The sequence below is a fragment of the Acinetobacter sp. C32I genome, assembly GCF_023702715.1.
Lineage (GTDB): Bacteria > Pseudomonadota > Gammaproteobacteria > Pseudomonadales > Moraxellaceae > Acinetobacter.
Map to the genome: position 1 here is coordinate 1093063 of NZ_CP098480.1, position 12634 is coordinate 1105696.

16 protein-coding genes are annotated in these 12634 nt (G+C 34.4%); 6 read left to right on the forward strand and 10 right to left on the reverse strand.

Going from position 1 to position 12634, the window contains the following annotated elements; genetic code table 11:
• Positions 1-32: 32 nt before the first annotated feature.
• From NDN13_RS05315 to NDN13_RS05325, 3 genes are all read right to left on the reverse strand, one after another.
• Positions 33-731, reverse strand: a complete 699-nt coding sequence (locus NDN13_RS05315) for a DUF6988 family protein (protein ID WP_251117473.1) — start codon at positions 729-731, stop codon at positions 33-35.
• 378 nt (positions 732-1109) lie between these two features.
• Entirely contained in the window at positions 1110-1409 is a 300-nt protein-coding gene (locus NDN13_RS05320; RefSeq protein ID WP_159414986.1) for a hypothetical protein, read from the reverse strand.
• A gap of 198 nt (positions 1410-1607) precedes the next feature.
• Positions 1608-2000: a hypothetical protein gene (locus NDN13_RS05325; protein WP_251117474.1), complete on the reverse strand. Its 393-nt coding sequence runs from the start codon at positions 1998-2000 to the stop codon at positions 1608-1610.
• A gap of 297 nt (positions 2001-2297) precedes the next feature.
• Between NDN13_RS05325 and NDN13_RS05330 the strand changes: the two genes are divergently transcribed.
• The 3 genes from NDN13_RS05330 to NDN13_RS05340 all read left to right on the forward strand — a co-directional run bounded on the left by NDN13_RS05330 (position 2298) and on the right by NDN13_RS05340 (position 4526).
• Complete coding sequence (locus tag NDN13_RS05330; protein ID WP_251117475.1) at positions 2298-3425, forward strand: HNH endonuclease; 1128 nt, start codon at positions 2298-2300, stop codon at positions 3423-3425.
• Entirely contained in the window at positions 3412-3777 is a 366-nt protein-coding gene (locus NDN13_RS05335) for a MazG nucleotide pyrophosphohydrolase domain-containing protein (protein ID WP_251117476.1), read from the forward strand. Before NDN13_RS05330 ends, NDN13_RS05335 begins: the two co-directional genes overlap by 14 nt.
• A gap of 146 nt (positions 3778-3923) precedes the next feature.
• Positions 3924-4526 carry a hypothetical protein gene (locus NDN13_RS05340; protein ID WP_251117477.1) on the forward strand — a complete coding sequence of 201 codons (603 nt, stop codon included), beginning with the start codon at positions 3924-3926 and terminating at the stop codon, positions 4524-4526.
• A 77-nt stretch (positions 4527-4603) separates the two neighbouring features.
• Here the strand turns inward: NDN13_RS05340 and NDN13_RS05345 are convergent, their stop codons facing one another.
• From NDN13_RS05345 to NDN13_RS05375, 7 genes are all read right to left on the reverse strand, one after another.
• Positions 4604-4864 (reverse strand): hypothetical protein, encoded by a 261-nt coding sequence (locus tag NDN13_RS05345; RefSeq protein WP_251117478.1) that lies wholly within the window; start codon positions 4862-4864, stop codon positions 4604-4606.
• An 80-nt stretch (positions 4865-4944) separates the two neighbouring features.
• Complete coding sequence (locus NDN13_RS05350; RefSeq protein WP_004772361.1) at positions 4945-5229, reverse strand: hypothetical protein; 285 nt, start codon at positions 5227-5229, stop codon at positions 4945-4947.
• A gap of 252 nt (positions 5230-5481) precedes the next feature.
• Complete coding sequence (locus NDN13_RS05355; protein WP_251117479.1) at positions 5482-5979, reverse strand: hypothetical protein; 498 nt, start codon at positions 5977-5979, stop codon at positions 5482-5484.
• A gap of 25 nt (positions 5980-6004) precedes the next feature.
• Positions 6005-6607: a restriction endonuclease gene (locus NDN13_RS05360; protein WP_251117480.1), complete on the reverse strand. Its 603-nt coding sequence runs from the start codon at positions 6605-6607 to the stop codon at positions 6005-6007.
• Positions 6604-7473, reverse strand: coding sequence for a phage replication initiator YdaU family protein (locus NDN13_RS05365; protein WP_251117481.1), 870 nt, complete (start codon positions 7471-7473; stop codon positions 6604-6606). The genes NDN13_RS05360 and NDN13_RS05365 overlap by 4 nt, the downstream gene beginning before the upstream one ends.
• A 263-nt stretch (positions 7474-7736) precedes the next feature.
• On the reverse strand, positions 7737-8189 hold the full coding sequence (locus NDN13_RS05370) for a phage regulatory CII family protein (RefSeq protein WP_251117482.1): 453 nt from the start codon (positions 8187-8189) through the stop codon (positions 7737-7739).
• Between the two features lie 24 nt (positions 8190-8213).
• Positions 8214-8465: a hypothetical protein gene (locus NDN13_RS05375; protein WP_251117483.1), complete on the reverse strand. Its 252-nt coding sequence runs from the start codon at positions 8463-8465 to the stop codon at positions 8214-8216.
• A 178-nt stretch (positions 8466-8643) separates the two neighbouring features.
• Here NDN13_RS05375 and NDN13_RS05380 point away from each other — a divergent pair, with 178 nt between their 5' ends.
• The 3 genes from NDN13_RS05380 to NDN13_RS05390 all read left to right on the forward strand — a co-directional run bounded on the left by NDN13_RS05380 (position 8644) and on the right by NDN13_RS05390 (position 12277).
• Complete coding sequence (locus NDN13_RS05380; RefSeq protein ID WP_251117484.1) at positions 8644-9021, forward strand: hypothetical protein; 378 nt, start codon at positions 8644-8646, stop codon at positions 9019-9021.
• Positions 9022-9239: 218 nt separating this feature from the next.
• Positions 9240-11381, forward strand: a complete 2142-nt coding sequence (locus NDN13_RS05385) for an NACHT domain-containing protein (protein ID WP_251117485.1) — start codon at positions 9240-9242, stop codon at positions 11379-11381.
• Positions 11381-12277 (forward strand): RelA/SpoT-related domain-containing protein, encoded by an 897-nt coding sequence (locus NDN13_RS05390; RefSeq protein ID WP_251117486.1) that lies wholly within the window; start codon positions 11381-11383, stop codon positions 12275-12277. The genes NDN13_RS05385 and NDN13_RS05390 overlap by 1 nt, the downstream gene beginning before the upstream one ends.
• The last annotated feature ends 357 nt before the right edge of the window (positions 12278-12634 follow it).

Sequence of the window (12634 nt, forward strand, 5' to 3'; positions counted from 1 at the left end):
ATTTTACCCATTAAAAAACCCTCTGAAGAGGGCTATTTTCCTTCAAAGTAACTGTCTACTCTTTGTCTTTTCTCATCATTAACATCTTGGTCCATGTAGAAACAGTGCCGATACTTTTGAATTAAATTTCCAATATATTTTTGTTTATCAGGCAGTGTCATTGTAAACAACAGCTGAGCTGCAATTGTTACTAAGTTGTTTGACTGCCTCAAAACATCCATCAAAATTTCAATATCAAATCCTAACAAATCTCTTGTAAAGGATTGCTTCCCAGTATGTACAAATGAGTTCAATTGTTTTAGGTGGTACTTTTTGAACATCTTAAAATGTTCTACAACATCTCTAGCTGGCAAATTTGCAGCATCAAGCAAATTAATCATATCAGTTGCAGTTGGGTATTTTTCTTTTTCAAACTGTTCTTCCATAGTGTAACCAAAGCTTAAAGAGGTTATCTTATCTCCCTCAGCAACAAACATAATCCAAAATGCTCTTAAAACCGCTTCAAATTGAACCCTAAATAAGACCATGGCAGGTATAGGCAAATCATTATTTAAGAGCTTATTAATGCCTTTTGCATGCTCATATGAAATAAAAATGCTTTGTTTTGCTAAATCAAGCCTTACCCCAATGTCCATAAAATGACTTTTCGAAATCTCCCTTTCTAACTCACTCAACATTGCTAAAGACAAATCAAATATGTGCTTAGGTTCTTTTATTTTCACAATATCCATAATCTTAATGGCTAATTAAAGTTATTCTACTTATACATCATATGCATACATCAAATCATCAAGTGTTTCTAAGTAGAACCTATCTTTTACAAAATGGTGGATACAGCATATAATAACAATGCAGGAGCAAGGACTTCCCGATGGCTGTATTATTACTTCACAGGGTTCGTGCCGTTGGGTCAGCTATGATGCTGGTCTGTTTGCGTTAAGGTAACACCCTAGCAGACCTAAAGAACGAAGGACGCCACCCCTAATTTATTAGGATTAAAAGATGAGGCGGTAACAGTTGCATCTTTTTTGAGAAAGCCCGTGAGGGCTTTTATTTTTTGTTGGTAATAAAAAACCACCCGAAGGTGGCTTTAATAAATTTTAGCAATATCAGTAGAATCTAGAAATAATTCTTGAATAACGTTCATTAGCTAAAGATAGACCAATACAAAGCACCGTAACAGGCACAATGACCAATCCATATTTCAACACATCAATGTTGTTTTCAACTAAACCCTTAAATGGGAAAGTTGTCAGAATTTGAGTATTAGCAATTCCATTTATAATTGACACATAAACAAATGGTGAAAACACTGTAAAACAGATAGTTAGCAATACAATAAACAATACACTTGGAAACTGATGCAATATCTCTTCAATATGATCAATCTTATCTCTCAAACTGCCCATGAAAACACCCTTTTATTATTTGATATTTTTATAGCATGAATTTCAATCAAAAAAAATAGTTCAAAAAATCATCCTGTTTTTAACTTAGATGAGGTGATCAGATAGGAATGCCCAACTCAAAATCACTTCTCTAAATTAACGACATAAGAAAGCCCCACCGAAGCAGGGCATAAAAGAAAACCTCCCGAAGGAGGTGTATTACATTGGGCAACTTTCATCACTTCCGTTAGCTGCTCTCTCAAGTCTTGGAAAGACTCTTTTCCACATACTTGTTACAGCTACCACATCAACTTTTACGTTTTTTGATTCATTAAGGTTAATTACATCAATTCCTAAACTGTATAATTTAGGATCTAATCCAATGTAAACTGAATATTCAATTTTATTCAAAGATTGCATTTTTTCAAATCCCATATCAGGGCCAAGGCGAACATGATCTAATACAATTTTTGCTTTGTTCTTGGTGTTGTAGCACTTGTTTAAGAATGCATCTATATTTTTTTCAACGCTAGCTATGTCTTTGTTAACAATAAACTGATGTTTAGCAGTACCCAAATTTTTTAGTTCATGGGGACTTTTTGGAAAAGTCATACAACCAGTTAATATCATTGTAAAAAATATAATAAAGATTGATTTCATTTTATTGATAATTGATTAGTTAAAGTTAATAAATAATATAGCACAGGCAACAAAAAAGCCCACCTTTCGATGAGCTTTATATCTAATGATCTACTTAGACTTCGACCACTATAACGTAAAAATAGCATTTGCCCTGCGCAGGGTCAAGTTTTTGAAAAATTTACTATAAGTTTTGTTTTGATAGTTTTGAGATGGTACCCTATCCAATAATCACAAAATCCTTACTTTATTTATTAATAATCCTACTTTATGCCTAACAATATTAATCTTCATTGTATCTATGTCGCAGATCCAAGCCTTAACAACTTCCTTACTGGTCTTAACCATGGAATTTGGGGCTTTAAAGAATTAAATAGTAATGCAAAGCAAATTAAAGCTGGGGATTACCTGATTTTTGCTCATGCACTATTAGGTCCTGTAAGAAGTCGTTTCTCTGGTCAACTAACACAATATGTTCTCGCTAAAGTAACCAGTGATATGTTTGAAGTTACGGCGGAGCAAGACGCAGATAACCCCAAAATATGGGACGATGAGGTTGGTTCTAATATTTATCCTCACCGCTTCTACTTCAATATTCTAGCGGCCTATCCAACTCTAAAGTCTAAAAACAACGTTTATGAATTAAAGAAAGACTATTTTAATGTTACTGATGATCCTCATGTTGCCAAGATTTATGAAGGTTTCCGCTACTCTTCATGTGTCCAAGGTAGAAATGGACTAATTACAAATATTTCAGTGAAATTGCCTGATGAAGCGATTAAAGACAATACTTTAAAAAACTTAGGGACTATCTTTAATCTGAAAGATAGTGTGTTACACCGTAATAGTGAAAAGAAAGTCTTTGATAAGTTTCAATCCAGTGCACCTTCACATGCTGTCGATATCAATCCTGAGAAAGATATTGATGAAGATATTTATGTAATTCAGCAAAGCTCCTCTATAACAGAGACCAACAAAGAAAGGCTTATTCAGTCACGTTTAGGTCAAGGCCGCTTTAGAAGTGATCTCTTACACAACTTTAAGAGCACGTGCCTTTTAACCGGCATCCGGCATGAATCCTTATTACTCGCGAGTCATATCAAACCTTGGAGCGAGTGTACGAATGAGGAAAGGATTGATTCTAGAAATGGTTTATTATTGTCTGCCTTGATGGACAAACTCTTTGATCGTTACTTCATCACGTTTGATCCAGAGTCACTGAGGCTCATCATGTGTGAAGATCCTTTAATTCTTGAAATTATTAACAATCATCAGTTAATAGATTTCGTTATAAAGGTACCTTTCCGAGGTAAAGATCTAGCTGTTTTCAAAAAGTATATGACTAGTCATTTCGAAAAGTTCAATGAAGTTAATGAGAAAAGATATGGGACAAAGTAATCTTAAACGCGCTGAAGAGATCCAGAACCTATTAATTTCAAAAGGCTTCACATGGAAGAGCCATGAGCAAGCCAAAGAAAAAGTTCTTGAAGAAATCGATGAACTCTTTGTTGAGATCAATGCTCCAGAAATCAATCAGGATCGTTTAGAGGATGAGTTTGGAGATTGTTTATTCTCTCTGCTGAATTTGGCATGCCGACTAAATCTGGACTCTGAAAAGTGTTTAGGCTTAGCTATCTCAAAGTTTGAGAAACGTATTGCCTTTGTTGAAGAACAGGCTCAGCAACATGGCCTTACTATGCAAGACGTAGATTTACAGCAGATGTTGCATTGGTGGAAGTTAGCGAAGTAGTTTTGCCCAAACTGTCATAAGAAGATGCATATCGTGAATGCTGAGGCAGATCGATTAGCATTGAAAGAAAATATTTTTCATTTAATTAGTCAACTCAACTAAAATATTATTAAATATTAATTACATTTAATTAATCAGGAGGTTAAATGTCTGCTAATTTAGGAACCATTCTTTCATTTATTGCTAGCCTCGCCATTGTCACACCCATCTTAAAATTTCTTTTTCTTTCTTCTTATCGTACTCATTTAAGAAGAAGTAAATATATTGAAAAAAGGAATTTGCTTCAAACCTATTATGATGAAACTTATTTAAAAAAAGATAAAAAATCTAAATTTATCCTGCAAGAAGATACGAACGTTTTAATGAGTAACGACAAATATTCTTATCAATTAATCTTTAAAATATTAGAATCGAATGCTCAATATTTCTACAAAGCAATAAATACCTTAAATTTTTGTAGCTGGTATTTAAAAGAAAAAACAGTTAATGGCAACTTCATACTAACTTGTAGATTTTCAAAGAAGACTTTGAAAATTATATTTGATGTCTACCTCACCATGTATCTGTTCACAAGCACTTTTTGGCTTTTGGGTAATCTTTATTGTCTAATGACTAAAGCCAAACCTCTTAATAATATAGTTTTTGACATTATCATTATTTTAATAATGATATTTGCATTCCCTGCTGGCAAAGCTCGTGCGACATTAAAATTATCTGAAATTTTAGATATCAAATTTAAAAATGACTAAGCAAATACTGCTATACCTTAGCAAGTTTTTTACTCTCTTTAAAATAATAAAGCCCATCTCCCGACAGGCTTTAACTTTTAACACTTATAAGAATCTTCCTGAGCCTTGCTAAACTCTAATGACTCTTGAATCAGTCCATCCATAATATTAAAAACACGTTTCAGTTCTTGGAATACTGAGTCAGGTACATCATAGACTTTACCAACATACTCAATGTTCTTATCACATAGATGCCGAACAGCGCCAATCATCGCCGCTAGATCTGCAACTTGCTCATAAGCCAAAGCATAGCCATCTGCAACATCACTGGCATCATACGATTGATTTTTGATTTCCATATAGTCCACCTCGGGTTCTGAAATGCACTGTGCACTTCTTTTTCTATCGAGATAGATTATGTGCAATTATATTTGCACGGTCAAGATCCTATAGATTCGAGTTTTGCTAATGCTAGTGACTCAACGGCTTTTATTTTTTCTAACCGTTCTTTCCCAATCTTTATTAGATCAGACCAAACACCAACTGGAACAGGTCTCGTACTTTGCATCCAGTGCGTAATACGTCTCTCATCAACAGCTAATGCAATAGCCATTGATTTTTTCCAACTATTCCCGAAATATGCTTTCCCGATTGATTCTAATAAATTTGGATCGTTTAAGTTGTCCATTAGTTCTGAACGAACACTATCATTTGATTCAGACATATATACCTTTTACTTAAGTAATTAAGTAAGTAAGCGCTTACTTATTAAAACTAGGCTTATTACACCATAAAATTTAGTAAATACTAATTTTCAGGTTGTAAAAATTAGATAAAAACTAACTTTAATTTGTAGAAAAATTAGCGAAATACTAACTTTAAGTTGTAGAAATTAGATAGGAACTAATTTTTAGGCGTAAAACCTAACTTTAAGTTGTAAAAATTAGATAAAAGCTAACTCCTAGTTAGATTTTATCTAAAATCCTATAAACCCATACCGACAATGCAACGCTGCCAAGCCACACTTAACGTCTTGTCGAGCATCGCTTTGAGTGCGTTCTTCATTGGCCATCTCAGACCATGACTGTCCTATAAAGTAACGATCAACCACGGCATCTAGCCATTCATCCATCACTTCGCTCTGCCCCAAAATATCCAGTATCAGACGCTGTACAGCGCGAGCTTCATTGTCATTGATCTCACAAGTGGTCTTATTGCGCTTTGGTCGTGGTGGCTCGTAATCATTGGAGATATAGTCAGCAATGACTTGATTACGGTTCTTCTTTGTCAGCTTTTTTGCACGTCGGGTTTTGGCAGCGTTATCCATTGCGATAGCAATTGGATTGATACTCTGGCCACATGGACCTGTATGACTGTAGAGCCAAGCTCCGAATTGGTAGAGCCAGCCTTCTAAATCGAATCGTGACCAATCAATTGCCTGCATGATATGCATCTTTTCAATCACCAATGTCATTTTGTACCTCTTAGCAATTGCTCTATCACGATGCCTTACCCTCATTGTATTTATTCACACCACTGACCTGTGCGAGTAAATCCGCAGGACATGGCACGCCTTTGTGATTCCGAGCCTTAGGTTCAGCAATCGTTTTCTTAGGAATCCACATCACCTGAACGCGTCCAGCTTTTTGCGCTTGGGCCAGATAGTCCTGATAAATATCGACGAATGCCTTGTGTGCCGCCCGCTGTGATTGATTGGCCAGAATGTACTGCACCTCGTCCAAACATCGCTTTGCCAAGGTGCTAATTTTGAATTCAGGGTCATTGCTGAAATTCAGTGCTTTGGCCCATGCCTGTTCTGCTGTCCACCACTCACCTGCCTGTACACACCAGCTACGAAATTCAGGCAGCTTGGGACACCATTTTTCCGAATTCATCCGATTCAAGCCGCGTTGTAGTTCGATTGGCGTCAACCCATTCAGCACCGTACAGGTCAAATTACGGAGTTTCTCGTTGCTCAGATGACCATAAGTTTTCTGGAACTCTGTTCCGTAGATATCTTCGAGTCGGGTTAGAACCATTTCCGCAATTTCAACTGGAAAATTCACGGCAAAAGCACTTTGAAAAAGTTCGATGTTGCTCATGGATAATCTCCTACGTCACGCATTGGTGCAGGTTCATCCAAGCCGAATCGCTTCTGGTAGGGTTGTTGCCCGTAATGGTTCGGTTGCCTGCCTGTTGGTGATTTCAGCGGGTAAATATCCTGATAATTATTCACCGTTGACTGGTCGAGGATGACGTTGGCCTGATCTTTGAAATCATCCCGAAGTTTTTTCAGGATGATTTTGGCTGCCCGTTCCGTCAGTGGTTTTTTGATGGTCTTTCGCATTTCGACAAATCCGAGCCATACATCCCGATCGACGTTTGGGTATTGGGATAGATCCATACTGCTGGCATCAAATATTTTTGGTTTAGGCGAAGGTTTTTCAGGCGGAGGGACATAAGAATTATTTGCAGTAATCTCTGTAGTATTCTCTGTAGTAATCTTTGTATAAACGGATGAAGGATTTCTATCACCGCGGATGCAGGATTTCTTCTCCCCCGAATATAAGTTTTGTTCTTCCCCGAATGCAGGATTTCGCGTTCGGGGATTTACGATCTGTTGTTCGCCATTTTCTTCTGAATAAATACAGTTTTCGAACCATTGATCGAAGGCTTCAACGTCAAGTTTGAAATACAGTTTATGTTCTAGACGTTTTTCTGTTTCGAACAGAATGCCGAGATCTTTAAGTAATTTACGTGCTGTTTTCTGCTGGCTATAGGTCATGCCTGTTTCTTTCAGCCATTCTTCAGAGGTTTTATATACCCCAAGTTCATGGTCTGTTTTATCGTGCCAGTACACGAGCTGGCTTAAAAAGATGCCTGCTAGTGGGCTGCCAAGATATAGGCCAAGCTGCGGAAAGTAGGCAATCGCCCTTCCTAGACCCTTTAAGGTTGAGTAATGGCTCATGTCATCTCCTTTTGAGCATACAAAGCTCTACTTAGAAATTTAGAAACGTCATTGCTAATCACACGGCAGTTTTTAGAAATATGGTTTTCGATATGGCGATCTGCGCCCATATCCAAAATGATTTGCGTCGAATCATCGGAATTGTGTTTATCTTTGCCAGACGGTTTTGCTAGATTGTGTTCGTTCATATTTTTGTCTCGCTTAGCAAGTATGAATAAAAGGTCATAAAACCGCTTCCGCTGCTAATAACAGGAAGCGGTTTCTTATTGGCTCTGAATGCAGGCTTTAATTTGTTGCTCAAGCGTGGCAAGCAGTACATGCATGTCGTGTATGACCTTGGCCATGTCTATTGCCTCGCCTTTTGTTATTCGTCCATCCGCAAGCATTTCTCTAAATTGCTTACTTACGTTGCCTTTCTTGATGCCGATATTTAGAAAGGTATCCATCAGGCAACTGTCTCTTTTGCTTTCAGGTATATCTGGTAAGTCGATGGCTGCTTTGCCATGTTCTGCACAGATCGCCTGTAATATTCGAAAATCTCCTGTTATGCCCATCAGCTTTGTAGCTTCGAGCAAAGTCAGGTGATGTGTTTCCGTATTTGGGTTGACCTTGCTGTTGAGTACCGCAGGGCTTTTGATGCCCATGCGTGATGCAAGCGCATTTGCCCCGCCTTTAAAGTCGTGAACCGTGTGGTAAGCCGCATCTAATATGTTCATTGCGAGTCCTTTTGAACGTGTTTATTAGATAGCTACTTCATTACCATTTTGATTAGGTAATGTTTGAACTGGATACAACCCAAAATGTTGTAAGACTTCCTGTTCCGAAACTTGTCCATTGCTGGCTGTAACTAATGCAGTGCGGAGTTTCCTACGTGGTTCTTTATATCCATATAAAAGATGTGTCTTTAGATAACCACTTGTTGTGCCAGCAGCTTTTGCATACTTTTCCAATTGCTCAGGAGTCATTTTTAAAATGAAGTCTCTAAATCGCATAGATTGATCCTCTCTAACCAATCCAAATATTACCTTTATGGTAATGTAAATACAACCTTTTTTCTTGTTTACCTTTAAGGTGATAAAAGTAAAATTACACCTACATGGTATTTTTTCTTTAAAAACTACCTATTAGGTATTTTTCCGTAGCAAATATAGCTAAATGTTGAGTTAATTTATGGACAGCAAAACGATTAGATATAACAACACCCGAATCTTGGTTGACCAAGTTGGCGGTGTGTCTAACTTTGCTAATAAGATTAATAAAGGTCAATCTCAAACTAGTCAGTTCGCAGGTACGACACCAATTAAAGGCATTGGTAACAAAGTAGCTCGTGAAATTGAAGATGCTTTTGGAAAGCCGCATGGATGGTTGGATGTTTCACATCAAGAGGATAGCAATTTTCCTTCTAATAATTTAAACGCACATACTTCAGTTGTAAGTAATAAAGAATTGGAAGCTTTGTTTAAGTCTCTAATTGATCTCGATTCTCAGGGAAAACTTTCAAGAGATTTAATAAAAGCGCTTAAAACAATAATAAGCTCATTAAATTAAAATCATCAAAAACCTTGAACCTAAAAACGATTAAATATTATAATAAAGAAATAAGTATCAATTTATAAGCAAATGATTAGCATCCAATACTATTTTTTGAAATTGCAAATCAATCTCAAAAATACAACTCATAAATTCAGTATGGAATAAAATCATTGTGATTATGAAGTATAGATTGAAATTATTACTGCATACGATTCATTTTTAGGTAAAAATTAATGCTCAACAGAAATGAAATTATAGATATTTACAAAAGCTATGGATTTACTTTTGAAAGATCATCAGAATATTCAAATATTTTAATATTCACTATTCAATCGGGGCATTATCACAATGCAGACATAATAGATTTAGACTACCCTAATAACAATTCGGCTTATGAAAGTGCATTTAAAGATTATAGTACGTCAGGCTATGCATGTATCAAAAGAAAATTCACAAGTATTGAAAGTGTTAAAAATGGACTTTTCGAAGGTTTTTTTTCTGTTGAAAACACAAAAAACCATTTAAATAAAGAATATGAAACTCATGTCAATCAAATTATCCGAAGTTTTCCAGATAATAGTGAATACAAATATATAAATTCTACTTACGAGATAAATAATAAGAAAGGCGAGTTAAATCCAATTACTGAGATAACAAGCAGATTAAATGACAAACGACCAATTTTATTTATCATTGAAGCAGCCGCAGGATTTGGGAAAACATGTACAGCTTATGAAATACTTGATCATATTGTAAAAAAAGAAAAGAATATGGTTCCATTATTTAGTGAACTATCTAGGAATAGACAAGCAAAGATTTTCCACTATGTCCTTCTAGATGAAATTGATCGTAGTTTTCCCAACTTAAAATCACAACTTGTAAAAGACCAGATATTGAATGGAAAAGTACCAGTTATATTAGATGGTTTTGATGAATTATTGCATAACCCTAACAAGCATGACTATAGCAATTCATCTACATATAATACGGAACCTATGCTTGAAACTATTAGTGATTTATTAAATGAATCTGCAAAAATAATTCTAACATCAAGAAGAACTGCCTTATTTGATGGTGATGATTTTGCTGAATGGGTTGAGGAGCATAAAGTTTCATTTGATATATATAGAATTAAAATTAATGAACCTACAATTACAGATTGGCTTCCTCCAGAACGGTTCCAAAAACTAAGTAGAACCAACTACCCAATATTAAAACTGAATAATCCTGTGCTACTCTCCTTTTTACGTTTTATTTCAGATGAAGACTATTGCAGCTGCATAGAAAATCCTGAGCTGATTATAGAGAAATATTTCTTAAGTATGTTAGAGCGAGAAAGAAAGCGTCAAGCTCTTCAGCTATTACCAGCAGAACAATCATTAATATTAAAAAGTATTGCTCAATACTTTATAGTTAATAACTTTACAACCGAAGAAAAAGAGTTTTTACATTTACATATTGAAGAAAATTTTGAACCATTACTAGAAAATGCTAGAAAATATTATCAAACTGAAGACAGACCAACAACTAATGAACTTATAAATAAATTAACTAGCCATGCCCTTCTTGACAGATCTGGAGTTGGTGAGGAAAAAATTGGTTTTGTTAATGATTTTGTATTAGGTCACTATGTCGTTCCAAATATTAACGATACTGCTGAGTGGTTAGGTGATAAAATTTTTATTGAACCAGCTGTAACCGCGACAACGCCTACCAGTGAAGACAAAAGAAGGAAGCTTTGGGAAAGCCTAGATACTTATTTCTATGTAGAAGATAATGATTTAAATTTGAAAGTAAATACCTCTGTAAAGCTTAGAAGTGGAATATTTTTTAACTTAACAGATCAACTATTAGATAGGCTTAATTTTCAAAATATAACTATTGGAAGTGATAATTATAGAGTTGAAAATTTTACTTTCTATAATTGCATGTTTTCAAATATAAATTTTAATTTAGATAACTTTAAAGACGTTGCTTTTGTTCAATGTAAGTTTTTTGATTGTTATTATAATGGATATTCATCTTCATTAATTGAAATGGGATGTACTGGGCAAAATGATAATTTCTTTGATTTCATCTCTAGCCTTAATAAAGAAAATGAACTTTCGGATATTACAGTTAATGAGAATAATTTTTCTGATATTGAATTATCAATATTAGATAAGTTTTGGCCTAAAGGAAGCTCTTCTATACACAAGCATAGACACCACAATGCAATCTGTGGACACTCTAAATACAATTTAACAGATCTATTTATGAGCATAAAAAATTTAAAAAAGAGAAAGGTTTTACTTACTCCGGATAAAGAGGATTTTTATGAATTAAATTTTGAGTTCCTTTCACAAATCAAAGCTGCACTTGGGAAAAATGATTAATGTCTCCTCAAAATACACACTACCAAAGAATTTTAAATATTTTAACCCAACAGATTGAAGGTGAATTTAACAAAATTGGTTTACTGTATCGATTATTTGGAAGAGTAAAATCACCAAATTCTTTACAAAGCAAACTAGATCTTAAGCCTGGAAAATATCAACCAGATGATGGCGGTAAAAAGATTCAAGATGTCATTGGATTAAGAATTACTTTATATTTCACAGATGATATTGATATAACAATCGAAATATTGAAAAAAATATTTAAGTGGGATCAAGATTCTTCTAATATTGATGACTACTCACAAAGTACATTTGATGCAACTAAATGCAATTTAATTTTTGGTTTACCTCAAGAACTTTGCACTAGTAAATATTTAGATAACGAAGGATTATGCGACAATACTTTCGAAATACAAATACGCACTGTGTTCTCTGAGGGGTGGCATGAGGTTGAGCATGATCTTCGATATAAACATAAAGAAGATTGGAATGATTTTAATGAATCTTATAGAACACTTAATGGTTTTTTAGCAAGTCTTGAAACTATTGATTGGGGTATTTTACAACTATTATCCGACTTAACATGGAAACATTATAAAAATAAAAATTGGGAAGCTATGCTAAGAAACAAAATGAGAGTTCGTATCACAAACCCAACCGAAAACTTAGATAGTAAAATCATTGATATACTTAACGCAGACCCAGCTGGCATTGGTAAACAAATTTTTAGATCAAATAGGAAAAAAATATTACATTTTATTTTTGAACATAAATTACAGATCCCATTAACTCTTAACAATCTTATTTATATTATTAATGAGGTTGAAAATTTAAATCCTAATATTACGAAATTAACCCCTACACCTATTCTTAATAAAATTAGGAATAAATGAAAGGGTTAATATAGGGAAGGTGATAATTTCACCTTCGCCTATTTATTGAAATAGAAAAATCAAATAAAATTTCATTTGCATAGATATGCACTTCAAGAATATTAATTTCTGAAGCCTGCTTTTCAATATTGAAAATATTGCTTAATAGGCTAAAACCCCACAAAAACATAAACTTGAATAATAAAACTATAGATTCAATTTTTCTTGATAGAAGACTAATCAAATTTTTCATTTTTTATCTACTTTTTAATTTAAACCCATTGATGAGATGGTTCTCTATTTTTATCGTACTTCTGTTGTGATTGCAACAAAAAAAAAGATAATATAAATAATTTTAAATCTTGAATTAAATTACCT